Source organism: Hymenobacter metallicola, from assembly GCF_004745645.1.
GTDB lineage: Bacteria > Bacteroidota > Bacteroidia > Cytophagales > Hymenobacteraceae > Hymenobacter > Hymenobacter metallicola.
Genome location: NZ_SRMB01000004.1, coordinates 408,673 through 432,917, shown reverse-complemented (window position 1 = coordinate 432,917; position 24,245 = coordinate 408,673). Strand labels below are relative to the sequence as shown.

Annotated in this window: 34 protein-coding genes; 11 read left to right on the top strand and 23 right to left on the bottom strand. The window is 55.8% G+C overall.

Going from position 1 to position 24,245, the window contains the following annotated elements; translation table 11 throughout:
- Nucleotides 1-3 precede the first annotated feature (3 nt).
- From E5K02_RS20220 to E5K02_RS20200, 5 genes are all read left to right on the top strand, one after another.
- A complete protein-coding gene (locus tag E5K02_RS20220) occupies nt 4-1,251 on the top strand; it encodes a phage portal protein family protein (RefSeq protein WP_135397308.1) in 1,248 nt (415 codons plus the stop codon).
- Between the two features lie 68 nt (nt 1,252-1,319).
- Nucleotides 1,320-2,714, top strand: a complete 1,395-nt coding sequence (locus E5K02_RS20215) for a phage head morphogenesis protein (RefSeq protein ID WP_135397306.1) — start codon at nt 1,320-1,322, stop codon at nt 2,712-2,714.
- Nucleotides 2,696-2,875, top strand: a complete 180-nt coding sequence (locus E5K02_RS20210) for a hypothetical protein (RefSeq protein WP_135397304.1) — start codon at nt 2,696-2,698, stop codon at nt 2,873-2,875. Before E5K02_RS20215 ends, E5K02_RS20210 begins: the two co-directional genes overlap by 19 nt.
- Nucleotides 2,875-3,360: a phage virion morphogenesis protein gene (locus E5K02_RS20205; RefSeq protein ID WP_206025996.1), complete on the top strand. Its 486-nt coding sequence runs from the start codon at nt 2,875-2,877 to the stop codon at nt 3,358-3,360. The genes E5K02_RS20210 and E5K02_RS20205 overlap by 1 nt, the downstream gene beginning before the upstream one ends.
- A gap of 522 nt (nt 3,361-3,882) precedes the next feature.
- Nucleotides 3,883-4,416 carry a hypothetical protein gene (locus tag E5K02_RS20200; protein ID WP_135397302.1) on the top strand — a complete coding sequence of 178 codons (534 nt, stop codon included), beginning with the start codon at nt 3,883-3,885 and terminating at the stop codon, nt 4,414-4,416.
- Here E5K02_RS20200 and E5K02_RS20195 read toward each other — a convergent pair.
- From E5K02_RS20195 to E5K02_RS20180, 4 genes are read right to left on the bottom strand one after another with little or no spacing between them, the layout of a single operon-like run.
- On the bottom strand, nt 4,349-5,401 hold the full coding sequence (locus tag E5K02_RS20195; protein WP_135397300.1) for a hypothetical protein: 1,053 nt from the start codon (nt 5,399-5,401) through the stop codon (nt 4,349-4,351). The two genes, E5K02_RS20200 and E5K02_RS20195, sit on opposite strands and share 68 nt — an antisense overlap.
- A 17-nt stretch (nt 5,402-5,418) precedes the next feature.
- Entirely contained in the window at nt 5,419-5,631 is a 213-nt protein-coding gene (locus E5K02_RS20190; RefSeq protein WP_135397298.1) for a hypothetical protein, read from the bottom strand.
- Nucleotides 5,628-6,089: a hypothetical protein gene (locus E5K02_RS20185; RefSeq protein WP_135397296.1), complete on the bottom strand. Its 462-nt coding sequence runs from the start codon at nt 6,087-6,089 to the stop codon at nt 5,628-5,630. The genes E5K02_RS20190 and E5K02_RS20185 overlap by 4 nt, the downstream gene beginning before the upstream one ends.
- Nucleotides 6,089-6,313, bottom strand: coding sequence for a hypothetical protein (locus E5K02_RS20180; RefSeq protein WP_135397294.1), 225 nt, complete (start codon nt 6,311-6,313; stop codon nt 6,089-6,091). Before E5K02_RS20180 ends, E5K02_RS20185 begins: the two co-directional genes overlap by 1 nt.
- 135 nt (nt 6,314-6,448) lie before the next feature.
- Between E5K02_RS20180 and E5K02_RS26270 the strand changes: the two genes are divergently transcribed.
- A complete protein-coding gene (locus tag E5K02_RS26270) occupies nt 6,449-6,661 on the top strand; it encodes a DUF2158 domain-containing protein (RefSeq protein ID WP_135397292.1) in 213 nt (70 codons plus the stop codon).
- A gap of 48 nt (nt 6,662-6,709) precedes the next feature.
- Here the strand turns inward: E5K02_RS26270 and E5K02_RS20170 are convergent, their stop codons facing one another.
- From E5K02_RS20170 to E5K02_RS20160, 3 genes are all read right to left on the bottom strand, one after another.
- Nucleotides 6,710-7,144, bottom strand: a complete 435-nt coding sequence (locus E5K02_RS20170) for a hypothetical protein (protein ID WP_135397290.1) — start codon at nt 7,142-7,144, stop codon at nt 6,710-6,712.
- Nucleotides 7,144-7,644, bottom strand: coding sequence for a hypothetical protein (locus E5K02_RS20165; protein WP_135397288.1), 501 nt, complete (start codon nt 7,642-7,644; stop codon nt 7,144-7,146). Before E5K02_RS20165 ends, E5K02_RS20170 begins: the two co-directional genes overlap by 1 nt.
- 323 nt (nt 7,645-7,967) lie before the next feature.
- The gene (locus tag E5K02_RS20160; protein ID WP_135397286.1) at nt 7,968-8,150 is read right to left on the bottom strand and encodes a hypothetical protein; all 183 of its coding nucleotides are present in this window, start codon (nt 8,148-8,150) and stop codon (nt 7,968-7,970) included.
- Between the two features lie 78 nt (nt 8,151-8,228).
- Here E5K02_RS20160 and E5K02_RS20155 point away from each other — a divergent pair, with 78 nt between their 5' ends.
- Nucleotides 8,229-8,552, top strand: a complete 324-nt coding sequence (locus tag E5K02_RS20155) for a hypothetical protein (RefSeq protein WP_135397284.1) — start codon at nt 8,229-8,231, stop codon at nt 8,550-8,552.
- A gap of 5 nt (nt 8,553-8,557) precedes the next feature.
- On the opposite strand, the gene E5K02_RS20150 is transcribed toward E5K02_RS20155, so the two are convergent.
- The 12 genes from E5K02_RS20150 to E5K02_RS20095 form a co-directional block, all read right to left on the bottom strand.
- Nucleotides 8,558-8,761: a hypothetical protein gene (locus E5K02_RS20150; protein ID WP_135397282.1), complete on the bottom strand. Its 204-nt coding sequence runs from the start codon at nt 8,759-8,761 to the stop codon at nt 8,558-8,560.
- Nucleotides 8,754-8,960, bottom strand: coding sequence for a hypothetical protein (locus tag E5K02_RS20145; protein ID WP_135397280.1), 207 nt, complete (start codon nt 8,958-8,960; stop codon nt 8,754-8,756). The genes E5K02_RS20150 and E5K02_RS20145 overlap by 8 nt, the downstream gene beginning before the upstream one ends.
- Complete coding sequence (locus tag E5K02_RS20140) at nt 8,957-9,823, bottom strand: hypothetical protein (RefSeq protein ID WP_135397278.1); 867 nt, start codon at nt 9,821-9,823, stop codon at nt 8,957-8,959. The genes E5K02_RS20145 and E5K02_RS20140 overlap by 4 nt, the downstream gene beginning before the upstream one ends.
- A gap of 4 nt (nt 9,824-9,827) precedes the next feature.
- The gene (locus E5K02_RS20135; protein WP_167856506.1) at nt 9,828-10,814 is read right to left on the bottom strand and encodes a helix-turn-helix domain-containing protein; all 987 of its coding nucleotides are present in this window, start codon (nt 10,812-10,814) and stop codon (nt 9,828-9,830) included.
- 62 nt (nt 10,815-10,876) lie between these two features.
- A complete protein-coding gene (locus tag E5K02_RS20130) occupies nt 10,877-11,161 on the bottom strand; it encodes a hypothetical protein (protein WP_135397274.1) in 285 nt (94 codons plus the stop codon).
- On the bottom strand, nt 11,154-11,822 hold the full coding sequence (locus tag E5K02_RS20125) for a hypothetical protein (RefSeq protein ID WP_135397272.1): 669 nt from the start codon (nt 11,820-11,822) through the stop codon (nt 11,154-11,156). Before E5K02_RS20125 ends, E5K02_RS20130 begins: the two co-directional genes overlap by 8 nt.
- Nucleotide 11,823: 1 nt before the next feature.
- The gene (locus tag E5K02_RS20120) at nt 11,824-13,344 is read right to left on the bottom strand and encodes a hypothetical protein (RefSeq protein ID WP_135397270.1); all 1,521 of its coding nucleotides are present in this window, start codon (nt 13,342-13,344) and stop codon (nt 11,824-11,826) included.
- A 5-nt stretch (nt 13,345-13,349) separates the two neighbouring features.
- Nucleotides 13,350-14,315, bottom strand: a complete 966-nt coding sequence (locus E5K02_RS20115) for a hypothetical protein (RefSeq protein ID WP_240737374.1) — start codon at nt 14,313-14,315, stop codon at nt 13,350-13,352.
- Between the two features lie 78 nt (nt 14,316-14,393).
- A complete protein-coding gene (locus E5K02_RS20110) occupies nt 14,394-14,621 on the bottom strand; it encodes a hypothetical protein (RefSeq protein WP_135397268.1) in 228 nt (75 codons plus the stop codon).
- Nucleotides 14,614-14,820, bottom strand: a complete 207-nt coding sequence (locus E5K02_RS20105; protein ID WP_135397266.1) for a hypothetical protein — start codon at nt 14,818-14,820, stop codon at nt 14,614-14,616. The genes E5K02_RS20110 and E5K02_RS20105 overlap by 8 nt, the downstream gene beginning before the upstream one ends.
- 32 nt (nt 14,821-14,852) lie before the next feature.
- Nucleotides 14,853-15,317 (bottom strand): hypothetical protein, encoded by a 465-nt coding sequence (locus E5K02_RS20100; RefSeq protein ID WP_135397264.1) that lies wholly within the window; start codon nt 15,315-15,317, stop codon nt 14,853-14,855.
- Nucleotides 15,317-15,667: a helix-turn-helix domain-containing protein gene (locus tag E5K02_RS20095; RefSeq protein ID WP_135397262.1), complete on the bottom strand. Its 351-nt coding sequence runs from the start codon at nt 15,665-15,667 to the stop codon at nt 15,317-15,319. The genes E5K02_RS20100 and E5K02_RS20095 overlap by 1 nt, the downstream gene beginning before the upstream one ends.
- A gap of 385 nt (nt 15,668-16,052) precedes the next feature.
- Here E5K02_RS20095 and E5K02_RS20090 point away from each other — a divergent pair, with 385 nt between their 5' ends.
- Genes E5K02_RS20090 through E5K02_RS20080 form a run of 3 tightly spaced genes read left to right on the top strand, consistent with a single transcriptional unit; the run spans nt 16,053 to nt 19,068 of the window.
- Nucleotides 16,053-16,799, top strand: a complete 747-nt coding sequence (locus tag E5K02_RS20090) for a LexA family transcriptional regulator (RefSeq protein WP_135397260.1) — start codon at nt 16,053-16,055, stop codon at nt 16,797-16,799.
- A 35-nt stretch (nt 16,800-16,834) separates the two neighbouring features.
- Complete coding sequence (locus tag E5K02_RS20085; RefSeq protein WP_135397258.1) at nt 16,835-17,722, top strand: hypothetical protein; 888 nt, start codon at nt 16,835-16,837, stop codon at nt 17,720-17,722.
- Nucleotides 17,719-19,068 carry a phage integrase SAM-like domain-containing protein gene (locus E5K02_RS20080; RefSeq protein WP_135397256.1) on the top strand — a complete coding sequence of 450 codons (1,350 nt, stop codon included), beginning with the start codon at nt 17,719-17,721 and terminating at the stop codon, nt 19,066-19,068. The genes E5K02_RS20085 and E5K02_RS20080 overlap by 4 nt, the downstream gene beginning before the upstream one ends.
- A gap of 118 nt (nt 19,069-19,186) precedes the next feature.
- Here the strand turns inward: E5K02_RS20080 and E5K02_RS20075 are convergent, their stop codons facing one another.
- A complete protein-coding gene (locus E5K02_RS20075; protein WP_135397254.1) occupies nt 19,187-19,951 on the bottom strand; it encodes a T9SS type A sorting domain-containing protein in 765 nt (254 codons plus the stop codon).
- Between the two features lie 505 nt (nt 19,952-20,456).
- Between E5K02_RS20075 and E5K02_RS20070 the strand changes: the two genes are divergently transcribed.
- On the top strand, nt 20,457-20,807 hold the full coding sequence (locus E5K02_RS20070) for a hypothetical protein (RefSeq protein ID WP_135397252.1): 351 nt from the start codon (nt 20,457-20,459) through the stop codon (nt 20,805-20,807).
- Between the two features lie 132 nt (nt 20,808-20,939).
- Here E5K02_RS20070 and E5K02_RS25630 read toward each other — a convergent pair whose 3' ends face one another.
- The 3 genes from E5K02_RS25630 to E5K02_RS20055 form a co-directional block, all read right to left on the bottom strand.
- Complete coding sequence (locus E5K02_RS25630) at nt 20,940-21,101, bottom strand: hypothetical protein (RefSeq protein WP_167856504.1); 162 nt, start codon at nt 21,099-21,101, stop codon at nt 20,940-20,942.
- 316 nt (nt 21,102-21,417) lie between these two features.
- A complete protein-coding gene (locus E5K02_RS20060; RefSeq protein WP_135397248.1) occupies nt 21,418-22,779 on the bottom strand; it encodes a sensor histidine kinase in 1,362 nt (453 codons plus the stop codon).
- On the bottom strand, nt 22,769-24,145 hold the full coding sequence (locus E5K02_RS20055; protein ID WP_135397246.1) for a sigma-54-dependent transcriptional regulator: 1,377 nt from the start codon (nt 24,143-24,145) through the stop codon (nt 22,769-22,771). The genes E5K02_RS20060 and E5K02_RS20055 overlap by 11 nt, the downstream gene beginning before the upstream one ends.
- Nucleotides 24,146-24,245: the final 100 nt, after the last annotated feature.

Sequence of the window (24,245 nt, the reverse complement as noted above, 5' to 3'; positions counted from 1 at the left end):
GCTATGAACCTGCATCAACGACTACAGGCCCAAATAAGCGGCGCATCTACCACTACCGTGCACGCCAAGGCCGGCCGCCGTTCCGTGTCGAGCCGGATTCAGGAGCATCAGACTGCGCGCCTTCGGGCCGACCTGAGCCACTGGCGCATGGCCCTGGCCAACGCTGAGAATAACGCGTACCCAGACCGCACCGAGCTATACCGGCTCTATCGGGAAGCCGTTATCGACTCCCACCTCACCAGCGTGATGGAAACCCGCACGCTCAACATCCTGTGCCAGCCCTTCAAGGTAGTGAGCATCAACGGCCAGAAAGAGGATGAGAAGCTTACGCGCATGCTCATGACGCCGTGGTTTTTCACCATCCTGAAGGAAGCCATGGAAGCCATCTACTGGGGCCCGCGCGTACTCGAGCTGCTGGTGCCCGTCGACGGAGAGTTTACCGGGGTGGAGGTGATTCAGCCCGAAATGGTGGTACCGGAGTGGGGCATCATCCGCTCGGCACCCGGTAGCGCCACCGGCATTCCTTACCGGGAAGGGGTGGAGGCCCAGTGGCTGCTGCAGGTGGGCAACCCCAAGGAACTGGGTCTGCTGCACAAGGCCATTCCGCACGTGGTATGGAAGAAAAACGCCATGCAGGCCTGGGCCGAATACTGTGACCGGTTCGCCCTGCCGGTGCGCACGGTGCAGATGGATTTGAACGATGAGGACCGCGTGGAGGTGGAGAATATGCTCAAGAACATGGGCCGGGCCGCCTACGCCATTCTGCCCCCGGGTGCCACGGAGTTTACCTACCACACCCCGCAGAACTTCCAGCAGGGTGTGTTTTCGGGCATGATTGACTACCCCAACGCCGAGCTGAGCAAGCTCGTGCTCGGGCAGACCATGACCACCGAGGACGGAAGCAGCCGCAGCCAGGCCGAGGTGCACGAGCGGGTGAGCGAGAAGTACACCAAGGCCGATAAGATGCATGTGCGCAACTTCATCATGTGGGAGCTCTGGGACCGCCTGCTCACCCACGGCTACCCCTGCGCCGGGTTTGAGTTCAAGTGGGACGAAACCGAAACGCTGACCAAAAAGGAGCAGTGGGACATTGTTGCCGGCATCATGCAGCACTCGGGTTACCGCGTGCCGGCCAAGTACATTCTTGATACGTTCGGCGTGGCTGTCGAGGAAAAGCCGGAACCTGTGGTGGTGTCGCCGGCGCCAGGCCAGCCAGCACCAGGTAAGCCAGCTCCCGCGCCGGGAAAGTAGTCGGCGCGGGTGTAGCCGCTCTCTACGCCCGCGCCTGCACCCATGGCCATGCCCACGGCCTTGATACCGTGCGCGCCGCCGGCGACGAGTCGGGCAAAGAGTTGCTGCAGGAGTTCATGGCCCTGGCCCGGGCCGTGCACACAACCCAGTCACCTGGTAGCGGCCTGCAGCTGGGCCTGTTCACTCAGACCAGCAATAAGCTGATGAGTGGGGTAGAGGTGGGCTACAACTCCACCGATGAGAAGGCCACCGACTTTCTGCGCAATAACGTCTATCTGTTTTCGGCCGCGAAGACCCGGCACCAGGCCGTGGAGCTGAGCAAGCAGCTGCTCGACGACGAGGGCCAGATCCGGTCGTGGCGGAAGTTCCGCAAAGAGGCCCTGGGCATCCATCAGCAGTACAACGTGCGCTGGCTGGAGGCCGAGTATGAGCACGCGGTGGCCAGTGCCCAGATGGCGGCCCGGTGGAAGGAATTCGAGGAAGATGATGTACTCCAGTACGAAACCGTAGGCGACAGCCGGGTACGCCCAGAGCACAAGGCCTGGGACAGCATCACGTTGCCCAAGTCGCATCCCTGGTGGCTCACCCACTATCCGCCCAATGGCTGGTTGTGCCGGTGCACCGTCATTGGGGCCGCACCAGGTGCACGGCATACGCCGCAGAGCATCCTGCCGGCGCTGCCGGAGCCCGATGGTATCTTCCGCGGCAACGTGGGAAAAACCGGCATCATCTTCCCGCTGGAGCATCCCTACTACGCGGAGCTTACCGCCGGCGAGCAGCAGCTCGTGCAGAAGACCGCGGGCCAGTTCCACATTTCCGAACTGGTAACGCAGCCCAAGTCGCTGGCCGGCGTGCGCAAGGATGGGGTTACCTCCGCCCTGCAGGCCATCAACAAGGTGCATGTGCTGCCTGAGTCGCCCACGCTCAATAAGATGCTGCCGATTTCCTTTGCCAAAACGGCCCGAAACACAAATGGCGTGTTTAGCTACGTACCCTTGCGAGACGTGCCGCCTCCTACGCTGAAACTGTCCTCAGACCTGAAAGATGCGGGCCAGATTGCCTTTACCACGCTGCACGAGCTGGCCCACTTCATCGACCACACTTATTTGGACCTGCCGCGTGTGGTGACCAAGTACATGGATAAGGTCGATATCGAGGATGTACTCAACGCTGTGAAGGGAACCAAGCTCTGGAAATCGTATGATACGATGCTGGCGGATAAGCTGCTGGCCCGTAACAAGCGGGCATTTCTGGAGGATTATTTGATGCAGCCTTACGAGGTCTGGGCCCGGGTCTATTCGCAGTATATTGCTGAACTCTCCGGCGACGAGGCCATTATCGAGGCGATGGCCAAGGGCCGCGTTGGCATCATTCCCGACCAGTGGGAGGATGAGGATTTCGAGCCCGTCCGGAATGCAGTACGTGACCTGTTTGTTAAAAAGAAATGGACGCCAACCGAGTAACAGAGCTAGAATCGAAGTTTGACCAGGGCACACTCACGTTCGACGAATACATCGAGCTGAGTGTCGAGCACTACGGCGACACGAAGGAAGATGCCGAGCGCATGTACGTGGGCTACCTGGCGAAGCACACCCCCAACTACGGTAACGGTATCCTGTTCTGATGAAATTTGACCTGAGGCAACTGGAGCGCCAGGCGGCGGCCATCGAGCGGTTTATGACCAAAGCCCCGCGCGAAGTGGGGCAGCTGGCCGTGCGCGAATTCGTGGGCAACTTCAAACGGCAGAGTTTCCAGGACGAGGCCGGCGCTGAGCATGCCTGGCCTTCTCGGAAAGTTCGCCGGTACCGGCGCAAGTCCGGGAAGGGCAGTAGCCGCCTGCGGCTCACTGCCGCCGGCCGTGACGACCGGGGCCGGGCCCTACTCGTTGACTCGGGCAAGCTGCGCCGCTCCATCCGAATGGAAGCAGTCGACAAAGAAAGCGTGACCGTGGCCACCGATAGCGAGTACGCTCAGGCCCACAACGAAGGGCACCGCTACGATAACAGGACGCTGCCCCAGCGCCAGTTTATGGGCGAGAGTAAGCGCCTGAATACCGAGGTGATTAGTTACCTGAAAAGTGGCGTTGATGCCATCCTGAATGCGAAATAGCACTATGAAAGCGGCTGTAAAGTTGTGTTGCATCGGGCCTTTTCTGGCATGCATAATAGCCTGCGAATCGGCTGATAAAACGCGTCCTGTTGACCTGTCACGCTCCGCACACTTAGATGGCCATTGGCATTATGATTCTGCTGTGAATCATCAGTACAGCACATCTTCCTTCGCTTACCTTGGGCGGTTCAAATACCCATTGAATTCAGGTGCAACCCTTGCTATTGGACAAGACAAATGGGTCTATAGTGGTAGCTTAAATGAAAAGCATCAGTACGCTCGAAGCAAGAACACTTTGTTCATCTGGCGTATTGGAGATGCTCATTTAGCGGAGATAGGCAACATCTCACCACGCAGTATAGGGCAAAAGTTAGGTGACGCCGATACATTCCATATTGAGAAGCTAACCCCAAACAGTCTGATCCTATGCGATACCTCTGTTGAGATGCCAGGCAGTTTTTGGGTGGAGAGAATGTATTACTCGCGCTAACTAGAAGTGCTTATTAATTAACGAAAGCGAACATGCTTCATCTTCTTTACCCTCAGCTGGCCGACCACTTGCGTGTGGCTGTGCCAGCACTTGGTACCATTGATCTGGACATGGCCCAGCTCGACTACCAGAGTAACGAGCCGATACGTTACCCAGCGGTGTATATCGACCTGGAGGATATTCCATGGCGCAACCTGGGTGGCGGCATTCAGACGGGCCGGGCGCTGCTGCGCTTCACGGTGGCCACCGAAGTGTCGGAGGAAACCCACCAGGGCAGTGAGCAGCAGGCCGCAGCCGTGGCGCGCCTGTTAGTCGTGCAAGAAGTGCATGCAGCCCTGCAGCATTTTCAGGGCGAAGGCTTTGGCCCACTCGTGCGCACGAGCTACCGCCGGGACCGGCCCCAGCACCCGGAGGCCTGGTGCATGGCCCTGGGCTACGTGACCGAAGTAAAGGACGAGGACGGGGCCAAGCGGGGCCAGCTGGTGCACGATGTGCAGCTCAACGCGGGCCCTGGGGTTCGGCCTGCATCTGTTCCTGATGATGAGCCTTTTGTTCTGCCTTCTTAACAGGCGCCACTGATAAACGAATAAAGTATTTTACAGAAGAGTCGTTCTCAATATTAAAAGTGCGGAATCTTAGCAGATTTACGTCGCTTATCTTAATAATAATCTTGTCTGTGAATTTTTGATTAGTTAGAACTATATTATCTCCAGCATTTCCTAGATATATATAGTGACTATGTGTCTTGTCTATTTTGTCTCCAATGTCATTACTTATAATGTATTTGAATCTTTTTGATTGGAGTATGCTGGATGCATCGCTATATGCGACAATGGCAGCATTAATGGGAAGAAAGACTATAAAGAATCTAACGATAAAGTCAATCGCGAAAATATGGCCTTTGTTGCTCAATGAGAGCGATAACATATTGTCTGGTAATATATTTTGATGTTCGAGAACTAATGTAATTACTATCGTTAGGAAAGTGCTTGTGCATAGAGCCATAGATGGCTCCCATGGATACATTGAGAATAATATTAATGAGCCAATTAATGAAGCTGTTATAAATGGTGTGGAAAGGCTGCCTATTATTACTAGTAGCTTGTTATTATCTCTAAATTCCGTATTCGCTCTTTTGATATTGGATTCAATATCCTTCAATTTAGCTGATATTTCTTCAAGCTCTTGTTCGCTCTTAGAATCTATATCAACTCTCATTTGGGATACTTTTTCATTTGCTTTTTTAAAAATATCAATAGGAGTTTTGTGATACAGCCATGTATTTATGGCTGTTGCAAAAAAAGCAAGCCCAATAGAGTAAAGTATGGTGTGTCTTAACGGAAATACAAGCCCTTTTGGCAGGTCATTAACTTCAATGAATTGAAAAATATCAATATCGAATAAACTCCAATAAATAATGTAATAAATTAAAGAGGTGGCTATTAAGAAAGAAATATAGGTGGCAGCTGATCGAAACATTGTCGGTTTTTCGATCAATATAACCATGTTATTGGCGTTAACACATACAAAAGCCCCAACAGCTACTGCCATCGGGGCTTTTCTGATTTCTAAGCAGCTGCTTTAGCTTCTTCAGCACCGTAGATTATGTCCTCTATCGTATGCATTGAGAGGCAGAACTCTTCGGCCAACTGAGCAAGGATGTACTCGCGGGAGTACTTGCGGGGCCGGGGCGCATCGGTGTAGCGCTTCCGGAACTGGGCCCTAATCCGGGCGTTACGCTTCTCTCGATTGGTTTTGCGGGCTAGTACTCGTTTGGTCATAGAATGAGCCAGGCCCCCACGCCCCAGAGCACCAGGGCAGCCACCCCCAACCAGGTGCGCTGCTTACCATTGAAATCATTCCGGGCCGTGGTGGTGGGCGACTGGTACCCGTACTGGTATTCCGTCCACGCCAATTCCCAGGCCGCCCAGTCCGCATATTCGCGGCCATCCTTGCCCCATTTGTAGGTAATCCACAGCCGGGTGAAGTTGTAGGCCTCATCGTGGCACAAGGGAAACAGCAGCGCCGCCGGCACCAGCTCGAACCCCACGTAGAGCGCCGAGCCCGACCACTGGTAGAGCAGCACGCCGGCCAGGGGCAACGAGGCAACGACAATCCGCTGCAGCACCATTTCGGCATGCTCATTCCGCGTGAAGGCTTCAGCGCCTCGACGAGAATACAGAACGGCCTCAATCGCGCCACTCAGGATGCCGAAAAGTTGATACAGCAGGACTACCATTACTCGACCTCATGTTTGAAGTTACTCGACACGACCACCAGAGCAGCACCCACGGCGACACTGGCCAGCATGCTCCAGCCCAGTGCCGAAATGGAGTAAGTACTCGGTAGGCCGCGGCAAATCCATGTGATGGCTGAGCCGACAATGGCATGGTAAACAGCAGCTGCAGGATAGGCTACAGGTTGAATGGCCAGGGCCACCCAACGAAAAATAGATTTCTTCATGATGAAAGGAGTTTGATTTTACCTGTTCCGATGGATTTTGCAGGTATCAAAACTGGCTCCATTCAGCATTTAGAGCTAGAAAAGGATAGTTAAAAGTTACTATATTACTGGTTCATTAGAAAACCACTTAATACAATGGGTAAATTCAAAATAGGCGATACTGTGCGCCTAAAGTCCGGTAGCCCTGTAATGACTGTGCGCATAATAACACAGCGTGATGGGCGAGACGCTGTTAGTTGCACTTACTTTTATGAAGGCAAGTTTTACGGCTTAGATGGTATAGTATTAATTAATGAAGAATTGCTAGAGGAGGTTTTTGAAGAGAGAGGCGCATGGTTCAGAAAATAAAAGAGCCCTGGCTATAATGCCAGGGCTCTTTTATTTTGATGATCAGAGTTAGTCTAAAGCAATCCCTTTTCGAACGATGAAGTCCTTGATTATTGCAAGGTTTTTCTTGCATTCTTCCATATCATCCATTTCCTGCTCACGCATACCTTTCTCGTTCAAAAAACCATCATAACGAGCTGTTCTACTGAAATCGTAGAGCTCATCATAGGCTTCATACACGCGCTTGCTAACAGGTATGTAGTGATGAGACTTGAGATGGGGTTTGATATTTGGATTTATCAAGTTCCGCATATCTCCGTGGCTACCAAATGAGGAACGGGGCCGACCTTGGTTAGATACCCAAGCGCATATCCAGTGTAAGGCAACATAAAAGATAACAATGACAACCCAATCTGGGAAACCATCTTGCCCCTGTTCTTCTAATAGCTCTACAAGTTTTTGGTTATGCTTCGCCTTGTTAACGTATCCCTCCCATTCAGGCATTACTGTAACTCTATTGCTTTGGAAATTTCGTTGTTAATATCAACAGAACGCTTCTCCGGGATCAAATGGAAGACAAGAGGAGCAAGATCAGCTAACTCCGTTTCCTCATAGTCATTTTTAAAACTACGTAGCATAGCGCGCTTTTCCAGCGTGTATTCACGCAAGGCGACGGTATACTCCATAGTAGTTTCATCATTACCACGTTGTACCTCCCACAACCCGGTAACAGTGGCGTCTTCAGCTACAGTACGGATATGGTCAACCACTACCTTACGCATGATGAAAGCAATTTGCTGACATGCATAAACATGTTGGTTAACAAAGAAAGAGAGGGGGGTTTGAAGCATTTCTGTTACCTGCTGAGCTAAGTGCGTGCTCATGCCATATTCAGCCAAGAAGTGCGCGGCTCCTGAGAACTCGCTGCCTACTCGGGTAAGAATGTTATGCACACGCTCATCATGCTCAGTGAAAGCTTGCTTGAATGTGTTGGCGGTGGTCATGACTTGGATAGAAAACGGGTTGACCGTGTATAGGGGATGTGGAAAACTTTTTCTTGTTATGCTGCCGCGTTTGTCTTACAAAGCTACACCCAATGTACGCGAAAGACAATGAATGTGGATAAATAGTTTGAAAATATGTTTGTTTTTTCCATCTGATAGCGGTATAGGGGCTTTCACTAATGAACGCGCATACGCGCGTGTGATATATGGATCGCGTACGTGCGGGCACGCGTGTAATATATGCAAATAAAATAACAATATAGATGTGTTTGGTTTGAAACATTTTCAGTATTGACACTGCACACTGATAAAGGGCTAAAGGATTATACCCGCCCACGCTTCTTCAGCTCTGGGTGGGCATTGATGAAGTACTTGAGGCTGCCGACCGTGCGGCCCAGGTCAGAGGCACAGGCCGCCGCCTTCTTCTGGCCATAGTTGATCAGCAGGTAATTGTAATCGGCAGTACGGTAGGCCCGCCGGGATTGCACAGTACGGGTAGGGGACATTGGGAGAGAGGATTGTGGGTCGATAATGCTTTCTGGAAGGGGGTAGTTTCTCGGAGTTTCTGAGATATCTTGGGGGCTATGAAAAAGCTATTCTTTCTTCTGAGCTGCCTGCTGGTGCTGGGCAGTGCACCAGCGTGGGCGCAGACGAGTGAGCCCGATATTGTCGTGGTGCGTGTCAGTGAGATGCCTGGCGGGAGCCGTCTTGTCGTGACTCGTGGAGAAGGGAAAAGCACGACTGTTGATATAACCAATGGCTATGGCAACAAAGTGATGGTTGAAGCATCGGAGACATACTACCGCGTGGTAGCCGGATTGTATAAGGAGGGCTACGTCTTAGCAGGTGTATTAAAATCGGGCGATGTGTATTCGACTATTCTTTTCACTAAGCTATCGAAACCATAAGCAGCTCAGTAGGGGTGGAAGCCGTGTTGCTTCAGTAGCAACTCCAGCGCCTTCCACCGCTCGGGGCTCATGCTGTTAATTTTGCAGTTCATCAACCCGGGTTCCGTTTTGGATTCAGCGGCCATGTAGCGCGGTCGGTCGGTAGGCGGCTTGGGGCTGGGAGTGATGATGCGTCCGGCCAAGCCTTCGGCGGTAAAGCCTTTACTCATTGCTTGTCGGCTCTTCCGGCAGCACCTCGATGGTTACGCGGACTCGCCGCCTCTCCAAGCCATCCTGCTCCAAAATCTCATTCAGCGCAGGGCCAGGCTTCAGACCTTCCCATTTGAAAAGGCGACAGTGAATTTTATTTTCTTTCCAGCGCCGAAAAACGATGGTGGCGTGGCAAACGGTGGTTGATTGGTTGCTCATGCTGCTTTGGGGTTGCGGCTCAACTCCGTGAGCCAGGTGAAGAGGTCTGTTCGGCGGGCTATGTGGTAGCGAATCCACTCTTTAAGCACCCGCTTTTTGCAGTTGTTGATAACCGTCGTGGCCAGCGGGTGCTCAGCCGGCCAGCCGAAGCGCAGTTGCTGGGCGAAGGTTTTGACCTGGCGGCGCTGCTGCTTCTCGATGCTCTGGGCCCGGGTGAGCTTGATGGATTCTTTGCGCAGCATCTCCTGGTACTGCTCCGGCGTTTTGAAGCCAGAGAAGGCCCCTACACTTTTCAACCAGGTGTAGGCCAGATTGCCGGCATCGAGCGGGTGGGGGAAGTAGCCGAGCTTGGCCACGTGCTGGGCCAGCTGGGCCACCGCCGCCGGCAGTTCGAGTTCGAAGGACGGTACCGGTAGCTGGTGCTGCTGCTCGGCCACCGCCTGCAGGGCCTTCAGCGCATCGGCCCGGCAGGAGGCCTGGTAGCTAGCCAGCCAGTGGGTGAAGTTGGGCAGGCTTGGGGCTAGGAAGCCGTTGGGCAGTAGCCACTCTCCGGAGGCCCCCCGGATAAGTGCCTCGTTGATTTCGGCCAGCTTCAGGGCGGGAAAGCGCCGGTGCACCACGGCCGCCAACGCCGTACCCATCACCTTCAGGTCTTTGGCATCGGCCAGGGCGTTGTTATGGCCCAGCAGTAGAGCCACCGCCGAAAGGGGCTGGTACAGGGCTTTGCGTAGTTCCACCGACGTGAACGTGTTAGCGGCGGGCTCATCGCTGAGCACTAGGGCGGCGGCCTGGCGCACTAGGGGAGAGAGGGAGGGGGGCAGCTGGCGCTGCAGCTCCGGACGTAGGGCAAGGGCTGTGCTCATGGGACTATTGGTTTTCGGCATCATCCATTGCCATGGCTTCCTCGATGGCGCTGCGGCGCTTCTCGACCTGGCCCACCTTGCCGGGCTTACCACCGGCCGCCGGCATCTTGGTCACGAGTCCGGTCTCACTATCCCGCTCCCGCTTCAGCCAAGTGTGCACGTAGTTGCGCCATCCTGGCTCATCACGCTGCTCCATGCCCTCGGCTTTGGTGAGCATGTCGGGTAGGTAGTACTCGGCACAGGCTGCACTGCAGTTGCACTTGCTGGCCAGTGCCCGGAAGCCGGTCGGCGTGGCGTACTGGCTCTGGGCAAAGTCGAGCCGCCGCGCGCCCCCAGTGTGCGGAGCCGACGCGATAGGGCTACCAGGGCGAACAGCAGCCAGCGAGTTGCGAAGCTGGTCCCGCTGGTGGGTAACTTTTTCCAGCTCGGCCGCCAACTCCCCATTTTTTTTTTCGGCGGTGGCGAGGGCGGAGCGAAGCGCCTCCACCTCCACCGTCTGGTCGTTACTGGTCGTATGGTCGTCTCTATATACGCGCGACCCCAGTTGGCTAGAGTTTGGCCCCAGTTGTCCATAGTTGGCACCCTGGTTGTCTATAGTTCCGGACAAAGTGGCTATAGCCATTTCGCCCGTTTTGTCCATAGTTGGAGCCGTTTTGTCTATAGTTTTGTCTATAGTTAGGGCTGCCGAAACGAAACGTAGTGCCGCCGGCATATCAGCTCCAGCGTAGCAGGCTCGCAGCGCCGGAGAGGGCAGCATTTCACGTTTGTTAGTGGCGCCTGATACGTCGAGCAGTCCCAGGGCCTCCAGGCCAGCCAACGTGCGCGAAATGGTACGTGGGCTGGCCCGGAGCCTTTCTGCCAGGTACTCATTGGAAGCATTGCAGGTGCCGGCAGTACCATTCTCCACCAGCTCACAGACTTCAATCAGCACGGCTTTGTAGGTGCGATTGATGCCAGCAAGCTGATTGAGGTTCTGACGGATGGGAAGCATTCGGCGGGAAGGGGGAGGGGTACAGGAGCCGCCCACGTGGGCAGCCATCATCGGCAAGGCACTCATGGTCGATCTAAGTGAGTAGGTGGATATCGGCGGCCCTCGTCTCGGCCGAAGAGGTTGCCCTGCTCCACTGGCCGCAGCGCCGGGTAGAGCTGGTACATGTCCTCAATGACTTCCTCGACGACAGCAATGCGGTGGGCCGCATCCTCGGCACTGATGCCGGTTTTGGGGTTCTGGCGGTGCTTATCAATCCAGCTAGGGTACACACGCTTGCGGGTGCTCAGCTCCCGGAGCAGTTCGGCTACACGCTGGCCAGGGGTGGTTTTCGGTGTCGGCTTACTCATCGTCCAGCTCCCTTCCTTGGTAAGACTTCCGGAGCAGGTTGCGCTGCTCCAGCGGCACCAGTGCTTCTTCTACCTTCTCCCGTAAGTCCTGAAAGAAGTCGAGCTGGTGCTGCTCATACTTGCCCTCCAGGTAGGCTTTCACCTCCGTAATAGCGTGGCTCAGGTCGTAATCCAATTCGGCCAGGTACTGGTACTCGTCCCCGGTGGGCGTCTCTGGCTCCAGCACTTCGTAGGGCGAAACCAGGTTGAGCACCTTCTTAGAGCGTAGGCGCTTCTGGCCCACCAGCACCACCCCGCCACTGCTCAGCGTGAAGCCCGTGCAGCGGTAGGAATCGAACTCAGGAGCCGTGTAGAGATCCTCCGACTGAAAGGCCTGGGTCAACTGCTCATAGCGCAGGTACTCATCCTCTCCAGACTTGATGCCCTCCACTACTTCCGTCATCAGGCACAGGTGCACCGTTAGCTTTTTGAAGGCCCGCACCAGGTCTTCGTGCGCTGGCTGGTGCACCTTCTTGGTATTCTCACTGCCAATGCCATTCTCCCGGAGGGTGTACTCAGCATACAGGTTGTTGAACTTGTCGACCTTCACCTTCGTGAGTTCGATTTCCCGCTCAGGTACTATCACCAGGGCGCTTGTATCAGGATTCGGTAGAGTGCTCATGTTAGGCAGCGTTGCGCCACACCGTAGCCGGGCGGCCGTTTTCGTCGATAATGGTTACCGGCTTTTTGCCAGCAGTCACAGCAGCAGAACCCGCCTTGTACTCCGGCGAATTCATGGGGTAGTGCCACCACTTTTTCGGTGCTACGACCTCTTTTTTCTGCTTTTTCTCAGCCTGGGCTTTGGCTTTCTTCTTAATGAGCCGCTGCTCAGCCAAGGCCACTGCTTGGGCTTCGAGGAAAGCCTCCGACTTCTTCAGGCCTAGGGTTGTAGCCTGTCGGCTCACGGCATATAAGGTCCGGCCTAGCTCGGCTGCCAGCTCGGCCGTGTCAGTAATCGGAAAGCGGGTCTGCAGCTGCTCATTCTGTTCTGGGCTCCAGCTAGAGCCGTGGGCAGCTAGGCCCGACTTGGGAGCCGGGGCCACTGGTGCCACCTTCGGCATCGGCGCGGGCTTGGGAGCCGGGGCCACCTTCACCCGTGCCACTGGCCGCAGCTTGGCCTTTTTCTCTTTGGGAACCTTGGGAGTAGGTACCACCTTCATTTTAGGCAAGCGCTTAATTTTCAGGACCGACAACCGGTGCAGGGTAGCAGGCTTTGGGCGGCCGAGCAGCGCCACCAGGTCGTCGACGTGCATGCCGGCGGTGTAGTGCTGCTGAAGTAGAGCATCCTCTTCTGGGCTCCAGAGTGGGGCCAGTGGCTTGCTCTCGGCTTTCACTCGTGCTTTCCGGTCACGTTTCACACCCAGGTGCACGGCCATTTGGGTAACGGTAGAGGCTGAACGCCCCACCAGCTCCGCCACGTGCGCGGCGCCCTTGGTCGGGTACTCCTGCTGGAGCAGGTCCTTATCGGCCTGGCTCCAAACCGTAGAGCGGGTACGCTTACCCAGCTTCAGCACCTTGCTGCCGTGCGCCCAAATAGTTTGATAAGTCCGGGTAGGAAAGGCAGCCACTAGTTCTTCTATGGAGCTACAGGCCCAGAGCTTAACCAAAAGCGCATTTTCTGCTGCTGACCAGTGCTGGGGTGGGCGCAGGGTCACACCCTCACGGCTGGGGCGGCCAGGGCGTTTCAAACCCAGCTTACTAGCCTGCTGCTGCACCGTCGAGGGCTGCCGCCCACCTACCAACGCCGCCAACTCACCCAGGGGCATACCCGCTGGGTAATGCTGGCGGAGTATGTCACGGTGCTCATCGCTCCACTCCTGGCCGTGGCGGGCGCGGGTACACTTCACCTGCAGTTGCTTGGCTTTGGCCAGGACACAATCAATCGAGCGGTTCAGTATGCCCGCCACCACGGCCGAGCCTTCGGTGGGGTACTTTTCCCGGAGGGTGGCCTCATCTTCAGCACTCCAGGGCCGACCACGTTGGCCGATTTGCAGCCCGAGCCGATTGGCTTTGTTCGTAACGCGGTAGGCCGAGCGACCAACTAGGTTGCCCACGTAGGCCGGGCCGTGGCTCAGGTAGTATTGAACAATGATGGCGATATGTTCAGCACTCCAGATTTCGCGCTTTGCTCTCTGCTTATCCATAACGATTAGGCGGCGGGGGTTGAAATTTGCTCCATGGCCACGCGCAGCTCATCGCGCAGCTCAGCGGCCGTGGCGGTCAAGCTGTCCGCCCGTTTTTCAAGGCGGCTTACCTCGTGCTGGCCCAGGGCAGCGGCATTGTCCGAAATGAATTCCCGGAGACGCTCCTTGGCCTGGGCCAGCGCTGCCGGTGAGGCTTCATTTTCCCGATCGTCGATGGCCTTTTTGAGCTTATTGATAGCCGAGGTGGCCCGCTCTTCGTCGAGTCGGTTGATGTTGAGCAGCATTTTGGTCTTTTCCTGCCGAGTAATCACGGGGTGATTTACCAAGCGGATAATTTCCTCTTTCTGGCTTGCCGTGGCGTAAGTCACGACCGGCGCCTCAGCTGGTACTGCCTTCATGGCGACGTTTGCGCCGGACACCGCGGGTACTTCGGGGGTTGCTAAAGCCGGCTCGTTCTCCCCGGCTGGGTCGTTTCCCGATGCCACACTAGCAGAGGTAGCATAGTCCATTTCCTCGGCTGGGGTAGGCTCGTAGCCCGCCGCCCGGATAATCCAGGCCAGAATATTCCGGTAGGCTTTGCCGATAGCCCGGGTCTGGGCCATGCTCATGATGGCAAACTCCTGGTAGAACTTCTTGCCCTGCTCTTTATTCGAGCAGACCGCAAAACCAGCGCCGACCGTGTGGCCACTACGCAAGTCGAACAGCGTTACTTTGGCCTGGTACTTCAGTTCGGCCTCGCTGCTGACGTTAATAACATGGTCGACAATCGGCACGATGCCGAGCCGGGAGCCGGCGTACTGCCAGCCCTCCACGTTTACAAATTCTTTGCCCTGCACAGAGGTGCTGAGCTTGTTGTCCTTGATGAATTTTGCCAGGTCTTTCGCTAGGTCGAGCGTCTCATCCGACCGGGCGATGTCATAGCTTTCTGCCCTTTTCCGGGGGGTATTTGTACTCTTTTCGGAATTATCCATTTTCTTTGTGCCTCCTACGGCCTTATTTTGAGGTTTTTAGAGGGCGGCATCCGGTCAGGGGTGCCGCCCTCAATCGTTTTAATGCCCTGGCTCTGCTTTCTCCATCTCCTGCAGGCTGAGCAGGCTGGTCTGCTTGCTTGTCTGTGGGACGGTTTCACGGTGGCAGGCCTGGGCCAGCAGCAAGCTGCCCATGGCCACGAGTGTAATCCGGTTGGCCTTTTTTGCGGCGGCGTGAGCGGCGGCCACAATCTCACCCATGGTACCAGTGGCGGCCATCGGGGGTACTTTCTCCGAAGCCTTAGGCATGAGCTGGTGCAGTAATCGAGTGCACCTGGGTCAGCATTGGCTGGCGCTGCCGATTCAGTTCTTTCTGAGCAGCCTGGCGGGCCATTGTCTCAGCAATGTTTTGGGTTTTGACACCATCGACGCCACATAAATAGTGGCCGTTGTAGGTAGCGGTGGCGCTCCAGCCATCCGCGTACTTCTTGGAGGTTATGCTAAGCATCGGTCAGAATGATTAGTGGGTGAAAAATGAGGTTATGCGGCTTCGTCGTACTCGTCAGGGTCTTGGCTGTCGTGGGCTTCCATCTCGGCAGAGCGAGCTTTCAGCACGGTGCGGAAGTGGTGTAGTAGCCATTCTCGCTCAGCGGGGTGGCAGCTCATGGCCAGCTGTCGAGCCTGCTGCCATTCATTGCGTGGGTCAATCAGGACCTCGTGAGCCTCCAGCACCTCCAGCAGCTCCGAGAAATGAATGGACTCCGCCGGCACGGGCGTGAGGTGCTTCAGGTCGTCGCGCTTTGTTTGGAGGCGGGTAGCTAGCCGCTTCTGCTCATCAATACCCCAGCCGGGGTACTGCTCCGCCCGTTCGGCTACTAGGGTAGGGTACTTAGCCACCAGCAGCGGATTGCTCAACCAAAACTCGCAAGCAGTGCGGGCCAGCATGTGCGAGGGGAGCAGCACCAGGGCGGGGCTGATAATGGAGGCAGTGGCTAGAATCGACATTAGGCTGCAGCGTCTTGGGCCCCTACCAGGTGAGCGTAGCCGGCTGGGTCGAGGTAGCGGAACACTGCTGACTCGCTTACCACGATCTTCTTACCCATGCGCTGGTGCCTAATAGCATTGGCGCGCAGCAGGGCATAAGCCGTGTTTTTGCAGCAGCCGAGCCGCTCATGCAGTCGGTCGTCGTAATCCAGGCCCTCGGTACGCTCGTCGCTAAGAGTGTAGCGCCGCGAGAGGATTTTAAACTTTGCTTCCTCCGAAGCCTGAGCCGCCGCCGCTAAACCCAAAATGTATTTCTCCTGGGGTGAAGTCAGGCTCAGTCCTACACCTGTGTTGTTAATAACTAATTCCATGATTTATGTGGTAAGAAGTGTGGTGAAATGACTTGTCAAAAAGCTACAGAGTTTACCAAAACGATGCAGACAGGGCAAAAAAAAGCCTTAAGCGTTTTTGGCTTTTTCCTCTATCCATTCGGCTGCAATGTCAACGATACGGACTCGTTGACCTGTGTCTGCTTGCCTACGGGCTTGCTCTTTTACCAAGGCTGTTCGGGCATCCTGAGATACCTCAGCTTGGACGCTGTAAGTAGACTTTGTTCCTTTTTGTCGCATGGCGTTATGGTATGTTCTACAGAACAAATATACGTAACATATCTTACCATAGTATACCAATATGTAAAATATTCTTTCCATATGCTTTATATAGGTTTGTTTTGTAAAGTATTTGCTGATCAAAACAATGCCTACTGTCCCGCCACAAACCAAATCGAACCAAGCCACACGCTTAGCTGAGCTACGGCGTGCCAGCGGTATGTCACAGCGTGAGGTTGCGGATAGTATTAATAAGCTCGGGGTCAAAATAAGCTACCCTCGGATTGGCGCCTACGAAGCCGATAAGGATATCCAGATCAAAATGCCGGTGCTCAAAGCCCTGGCGAAAGTTTACAAAACCACGATTGAGTATATCGAGCGTGGTGAAACAGACCCACCTAAACCCTCCGGTGCTAATACAGAAGCGCAACCAGTCACTAGTGGACTTGGGGGCCGCATCATGGGTGCATTACAATTCATGGAATACGTCAGCCTCCCATTTATCGCATACACTGCCTTCGGCTCCTTTGCCGAAAACTGTCGGGACCCCCATTACGAAGAGTTCCGCTTTGTCCCCGTTTTAAAGCGGCCTGGCCTAGATTATGATAACGCTGTCGTTATCGAGGTCCGCGGCAACAGCATGGCCCCGCGCTACCCAGATCAGAGCTGCCACGTGGCCCGCCCTATCTCGGATGGCAATTGGCAATACGCTACGGGTGTGCACGGCCTATCCCTGCGCAACAACATGTTTATCATTAAGCGCATCATTAGCAACAAGGATGGGAACATCATCCTGAGCAGTGATGCCACCAGCGAGCAGATGGAAATTACGCTGGGTGATATCAACTGCATGTGGAAAATTGGAGAGGCAGCTTATATGCCCTCTGAGGATTAACCTGGAGTATCATTTCCTCTTCTATAGCTTTTCAGATGAAAGAAAACAACAATTCTGCTGCTGAAGGTGCCTCTAACCCTGCTGCCGCCGGAAAGGGCATTTGCGGTATTATAATGTCAATGAGTGGCTCAGAGCACTACACTGAGAATCATTGGAAACATATTCAAGCCATAATTGAGGACGCTGCATCTGAGGCTGGTTTTAAAGCACGGATTGTCAGCGTAAACGAGAATCAGGGCATCCTCCAAAGTAATATCGTGACCAATCTCTTTCACGATGAAATTGTAGTCTGTGATGTTAGCAATCAGAACCCTAACGTCATGTTAGAGTTAGGAATGCGAATTGCGTTTGGGAAGCCATTTGTAGTAATCAAAGACACGAAAACCAACTTTGCCTCAGATATAAGAGTGGTCATACATGAGCAGTATGATAAGGATATGCTATATCCTGAAGCAAAAGCCTTTAAGGCAAGGTTGACTGAGCTCATTAAAGCTGAATCTACGGCTGCGAGCCAACCGAACTACAAGTCATTCCTGTCTACTTTCAGGGTCAAGGAAATAGAAGTGTCAGAGGTGGAGGTGCAAAAAGTAAGTTTTGCTGAAGCTCTAGCGGGATTGATCAGGAGTGTTGACGAAATGAAAGTTGATATAAATGACCTGAAAAGAGGAGGTATCTCTGAGTTCCCTCAACAAACCCTCCCTTCACTTTCAGACGAAATGAAGGGCTTTATAAAATTTCATATAGAGCGCCAGAAAGCTATCAAACCAGATGAGCCAATCAACTTGACTGAAGTGCTTGAGTTCTTTAGAAAAACTCTTTCTACGCCTGAACGGCCTATGTCTAATGGTTTAATAAAGGAAGTTGTACGTTACGTTCTTTCTTTAGGGGTAGGTGATGTTGTATGGGCTAAACCTTCAGCGTGAACCTATCGACTCGCCAGCGCACCGACCGACCAGACAAGAAGGGGGAGTGTCAGATATTCTTCGATGTAACCTGGAACAACCAGCGGCTAATGGTAGCCACATGGGTTAAGTGCCTGCCAGCACACTTTCAGCCAGACAAGAAGCTGACTGTTGCCGGCAAAGACCTTCTGGCCGGTGAAAAGAATGACAAACTAGACCTTGTGCTGGCTGCAATTAACGGTGTCTTTAAAAGGGCCTCGGCCACAGGTGAACCCGTTGCAGCCGAACAGATCAAGGCGGCGGTAGCCTTGGCCATTGGCAAGAAGAAGCCCGAGGCCCCCGGCCTGGTGGCGCCGGCGCGCACCCAGCTGCAAACCTTGTATGAGGTGTGGAAACGGGAGCACCCCAACCAGAGCCCGGACGCAGCCAGGCGCTACACCCAGGTAGTAGCTCGCCTGGAATCATTTCAGCCAGGGCTGACACTGGAGCAGCTCACCCGCCCGGTATTCATGGACTACCTGGGCCAGCTCTACGAGGCAGGGCTTAGTGATGGGACCATCTCCCACCACGTCAAGTTCCTGCGCATCTGCCACCGCCTAGCCGAGCGGTCGGTACCGGTGTGGTTGAAAATAAAGGTCCGGTACGGCCGCGCGGTGTCGCTCCGTCGTGAAGAGCTGCAGGCGGTGCTCAGCGTCGACCTGAGCAGCACGCCCTACTTGGAGCGGGAACGGGAGCGGATGCTTTTCCAAACGCTGCTGCTACTCCGGGATTCTGACCTACGCCGCATCAAGCCCCACCACATCACAGAGCAGGAACTCGTGGGCTTCGGCCGCCTGCACGTGCTGGAATTCTACCAGAAGAAAACCGGGGAAGAGGTCCGCTTGCCGGTACCGCCGCCGGCGGTAGACATCTGGCAGCGGTGGGAGGGCAAGGTGCCTAACGTGACGCAACAGAAGCGCAATATGTACCTGAAGGAAATGGCCCGGGCTGCTGGCCTAGAGCGCGGTTTCGTTCGCGTACGCTACCACCAGGGTCAGCCAGTAGAAGAAGTGTTGCCGCTCTGGCAGGTAGTTACCACCCACACCCCACGGCACACCGGCGCCGACCTGGTGCTCTGGGGCAGCAACGGCGACCAGAATTTAAAGGAGGTAGCGCTGGGCCACCTGGCCGGGGCCAGTGTCTACGGCTATGACCGCATCGAGCGCTACGGCCCGTTATTCCTTCGGGCGTGGGCAGAAGTGTTGGCAACTCCAGCTTCTGCCAACAGTTTTGATGGTACATCAGAGCACGCAACTAGTAAGCCCTGTGACACAATGGTAAATGCAGTGCCTATTACGGGCTCTTTCTACCGTGTTGTATCACGTTGAACTATATAAGCAACTCCCTGCAGCTCCACTGAAAAGCCCTTCCCGGCCGCGGGAAGGGCTTTTTTTGTATAAAGCCAGCGCCTGTCTCGGTCCAGCCTAGGCAAGTTAATGTGTAAGCTTATCGGCCTACAATAGATTTCTTTCCGGCCGTGGTGCCACTGGCCGACGTGACTCGGTACACGTAGGTACCGGCGGGCAGTTCCCGGGCGCTGAGCTGCAAGTGGTCGAAGGTCGAGTCAACTTGGTAGGACTTCACCACTTGGCCCGTTAGGTTGAGCACATCAAGCGTAGCCACTTCGCCTTTCTTCACCAAGTAGGGTAGGCGGATGGATTCAGCGGCTGGGTTGGGGTAGGGAGAAGCGGTGAGCTCATCAGACTTGCCGGCCGCTTTTAAGGGTGTGTAGATGCCCCCTAGGGCATACACTTTCGAATACGAGGGGGCCCCTTCCGTAATCGAGCTGATCAACTTCGTTCCTGTCGGCGTATTGGCGATGCGAACGAAGGTGCTGGAATCCAGGGTGGCAACGGTGCTCCCGGTTTCATCTAGGATGCGGACAAAGTTGGCTGCTGCGGGAGTTCGACTAAAGAAACAGACCAACACCTCCAACCCAGCTGTTGTGTTAAAGAGCTTGTCGCTGATATAATCTACGCCATCCAATGCGTAACCGGTCGGCACGTTTACTGGGATTTGGCGATACAGCGAATGATTCTGATTATAGATATTCACTTGATTCGTTGCTTCGGAGAAGCCCGCGTATTTGACCTCGCCGGTGCTGAGCTTATAGAAGTCCAACGAGGAAGAGTGCTTCTTTTCCAGCGTGATTTGCGCACTGGCAGCTAGGCTGAGCAAGGAAGTAAAGCCAAGGAGTAATAGCTTTTTCATGAACAGGAACAAGGTGAAGAGCAAAGCCACCTAAGTCGCCGGGCTCTTCCGCTCGTATTGCCCAGTTCCTAAGCTTCCAGCCAACCCGCTGCCGGTCCGCCAGCCCATAGAATGGGGCGGTTCTCGTGGGCCACTCCACCACCAGTTTCGGCTAACTCGTGCGTGTGCTCACCGGCCCGGGACGTATCGAGATAATTACCATCAAATTGGGGTTGCCAGAACGCGTAGCGCTGGTCTTCTCGCCGGAAAAGAGGGGTTGTATTTCGCTCTGGGTGGTGCCGGTGTGTATCAGCATTCTGCATCTCGTGGCCCCTGCTGCTGGCCTAGGCCCAATCTTTACTTGCGCCGCTGGTTTTACCGGGCAGTAGGGGTTGGCCTGCCGATCTATGCATAAACCATACTACCCGAGTTGTAACACGCGTTGCCCGGTAGCAGCACCTCTTCCCTAACCCTGAAGAGAACCTGCGGACCCCTTAGGTCGTAGGGAAAGCCACTACTTATCGTGATGAACACTACATTCTATACCCGCTTAACCCAACTGCGCCGCGAACTTGAGGCCAGTGATTCTTCCGACACCTTTGGCCTGAACGTGCTGCTCGCTATTCGGCGGGAGTTGGTTCGCCTTATGCAGAGCATACCCGACAAACAGGTGCAAAAGCTACCTAAGGACTTACAGCACACCTTTTCGCATAGCTTCCGCAAGCTAATAGCGCGGGTGCCCTTTCCGGCACCCGGCTGGGAGCAGCAGTATCAGGAAACGGAGCAGGCCCTGACCGTACTCGAGCAGATTGCCCAGCAGCAGCCTTTGCAGCTGCCGGCTATTCCGGCGCTTTCCCATCTCACGGAGGGGGAATAAGGTAGGCATAGGACGGGTTCCAGTCCGGACGGCTTAGCACGGTGCCCGTAACGTGACCAGCGCGTCGGCGATATGCTGTTCGAGCAGCCAGATGATGAGTTCGGCTTCTTCGTTGACGGAACGCCGCTAAGCTTAGCTGGCCGGCGTGTCAGCCGATTCTTCCCAATTCACGAGCGGGATGCGCGTACCAATGCGGGGCAGCAGGTCCTTAAACTCGCTGTAGAGTAGGTTCCAGGTAGCCTGGGCCTGCGCCAGGCGCTGTTGCAGCAGCTGGTGCAGATCTGGCCTTTTCATGACCAGGCCAGATCTGCGCCTGAAAGCGTGCGGGGCTGCCAGTCGATAACGCATAGCGTGCCAATTGAATGCTCGTCAGGGGTGCGCAGCGGGTGGCCGGCGTAAAACCGCAGCGCCAGTGCCCCGGCAAGTTTTGGATCGGTCAGGCGACAAGGTTCGCGCTGCAGATCTTCGCACACCGTCGTGGCTTCGAGTAACACGGCTACGGGTTGGCCACGCGTTGCAGCGGTAAAACGCTGGGGGCCGCAATTGTAACCCGTGTGGTAGGCTAGGGCGTCACGGCCTTGGGTCAGGAAGCCGCCCGCCGGTCCATCCTTTAAAACTCCAACCGAAACACGGCGCCCTGCCCTTCGGCCGACTGCACTTTAATGCTGCCGTGGTGCAGGTGCATGATCTGTTTGGCTAAGGTCAGGCCAATGCCCGACCCGTCGCGGCGGGTGGTGAAAAAGGGAATAAAGATGCTGTCGAGTACCTCGGGAGCAATGCCCCGGCCAGTATCAGCCACTTCAATCAGCACCCGGCCGGATTCGGAGAGTAAGGCCCGCAGGTGAATACTGGGCTGGGCGCATTCCTGAACCGCGTACATGGCATTGAGCAGCAGGTTGATGAGTACTTGTTCTAACAGCTGACTATCGGCCTGCAGCTGCAGGCCAGGGGGCTGCACCGAGGTTTGCAGGTCGATACCGGCCTGCCGTAGCTGGGGTGCCATCAGGCCGCACAGGTTAGCAAACAGCTCCTGGACGGATACCGTAGCCAAGACCGGGGCGCTGACGGTGCTTAGGTCGCGGTATACTTGGGCAAAGCGCAGCAGGCCTTCACTGCGGTGCTGAATAATGCTGATACCCTCGGCCACATCGGCGAGCAGGCCCGGATCGGAGGAGGCCGGGACGGTGCGGGGCGGCTGGTCTAGTTCGTGTTGCAGGTGACGGCGCAGGGAGTCGGCCAGGGACGCAATGGGGGCCACGGAGTTCATGAGCTCGTGGGTCATCACACGCAGCAGCTTTTGCCAGGCCGCGGTTTCGGTTTCGTCGAGCGTGTCACTTACGTTCTTGAAAGCTACCAGGGTAAACTCCCCGCCCGGCAACCGAAACCGAGTAGCCGAGAGCAGCAGCTGCATGGTTTTGGTGCCCACTACCAGTTTCACTACGACCGGGGGCGCCCCGGGCGGCAGCTGCCGAATAGCCTCATAGAGTACTGGCAGGCGCTTTTGCAGGGCCTGAATGTTTTTCAGATACGGCAACTCCAGGGTTTGCTTGAAGGCCTCGTTCAGCCACTCGACCTGGCCCACGGCATCGTAGGAAATAATGCCCGTGTCGATGAGCTGCAACACAGTTTGCAGGTAGGTAAACTGCGCGGCCCGTTCGGCGCTGAGCTGGCGGAAGGTGGCGTTGAGCTGGTTGAAAGCCTTGTAGAGGGGCCGGAGCGAAAGGTCGGCGTGTTCCTCGTTGTAGTGCTGGGCAAAGTCGCGGTACTGCACAGCCAGCAGGTAGTCGGCCAGGGCGCGGTGGTTGCGCGTGACGTAGCGGGCCAGCTCCCACACGGCGAAAACCAGCAGGGCCCCGGCGCTAACCAGTAGCCCATAAGCCTGCTGCTGCTGAGCATACAGGCCCGCGCAGAGCAAGGCCAGCAGGCCAAACAGGCGCAGGGCAATGCCGAGTTCGAGCCGCTTAGAGGTCATGCTTTTCGAGGCGGCGGTAGAGGGCCGTGCGGGTGATGCCCAGTTCCTTGGCCGCCTTGGTGATGTTGCCGTTGTGGCGCTCAATGACCCGCAGAATCGTGGTTTTCTCGACTTCCTGGAGCTGTAAGGGGCCCTCGGGCAGCTGCCACTGACTGCCGGCCTCCGGGCCCGCCGTTTCCATGGCGGAAAAGTGAAAATCCTGGGGGCGGAGCACGTCGCCTTCCGCCATAATAACGGCCCGCTCCACGGCGTGCTGCAACTCGCGCACGTTGCCCGGCCAGCTATGGTGCCGCAGCTTCAGCAGGGTAGCTTCCTCGAAAGTAGGAGCCGGCTTACGGTTGCGGGCCGCGTAGAGGCCGGCAAAGTGCCGGGCCAGCAAGAGCACATCGTCGGCGCGGGTCCGCAGCGGGGGCAAGGTTATTTCGACGGTGTTGAGCCGGTAAATCAGGTCTTTGCGAAACGCGCTGCGGGCCGCCAGCTCGTAGAGCGGGGCGTTGGTGGCCGAAATCAGGCGGATATCGACAGGCACGGGCTGGTTGGAACCCAGCGGAATCACCTGGCGGTTTTGCAAGGCCGTGAGCAGCTTGGCTTGCTGCGCCAGGGAGATGTTGCCGATTTCATCCAGAAAGAGCGTGCCGCCCGAGGCGGCTTCGAAGCGGCCGGCCCGGTCTTCGCGGGCATCGGTGAAGGAACCTTTCTTGTGGCCAAACAGCTCACTTTCGAAGATTCCCTCGCTCATGGCGGCCAGGTCGGCGGTAACGAAGGGCTTGGCGGCGCGGAAGGAGCGTTGGTGCAGGGCTTTGGCAACCAGCTCTTTGCCCGTGCCGTTTTCGCCCAGCAGCAGCACGTTGGCCTCGGTGGGCGCCACCTTCTCGATTTTGTGAAACACCTCCTGCATAGCCTCCGACTGGCCCAGCAAATCGAATTCGGCGAAGGAAGCCGGGCGGCGCGGGGCCGGGGCGGCTTTGCCGCCAGCCGGTAGCTGCTCCAGGGCCGCAGTCAGGGTTTCGAGCAGCTGGGCGTTGTGCCAGGGCTTGACCACAAAGTCGGTGGCGCCGGCCTTGAGGGAGCGGACCGCCGTGCTGACTTCGCCGTGGGCCGTAATCATGATGACGGTGGCCGTGGGGTCTTTCTCGCGGATGCGCCCCAGCCAGTACAGCCCCTCGTTGCCGCTGCCCAGGGTGCTTTTGTAGTTCATGTCCAGGAAAATCACGTCGAAGCGCTGCTTGCTGAGCAGGGAGAGCAGCAGTTCGGGGTTTTTCTCGGTCACTACTTCCTGAACCTCGGTTTTGAGCAGCATCCGCATGGCAAACAACACGTCGGTGTCGTCGTCAATTACCAGTACACGCGCTTTTTTCGGAACCATCAGGGAGTAGAGAATAATCAGAGAAAATAGCTTTGGCGGGCAAAGACAAAGCGCCGAATTACCCAGCATAAACTATACTAAGGTATCAAAAACCCGCTTG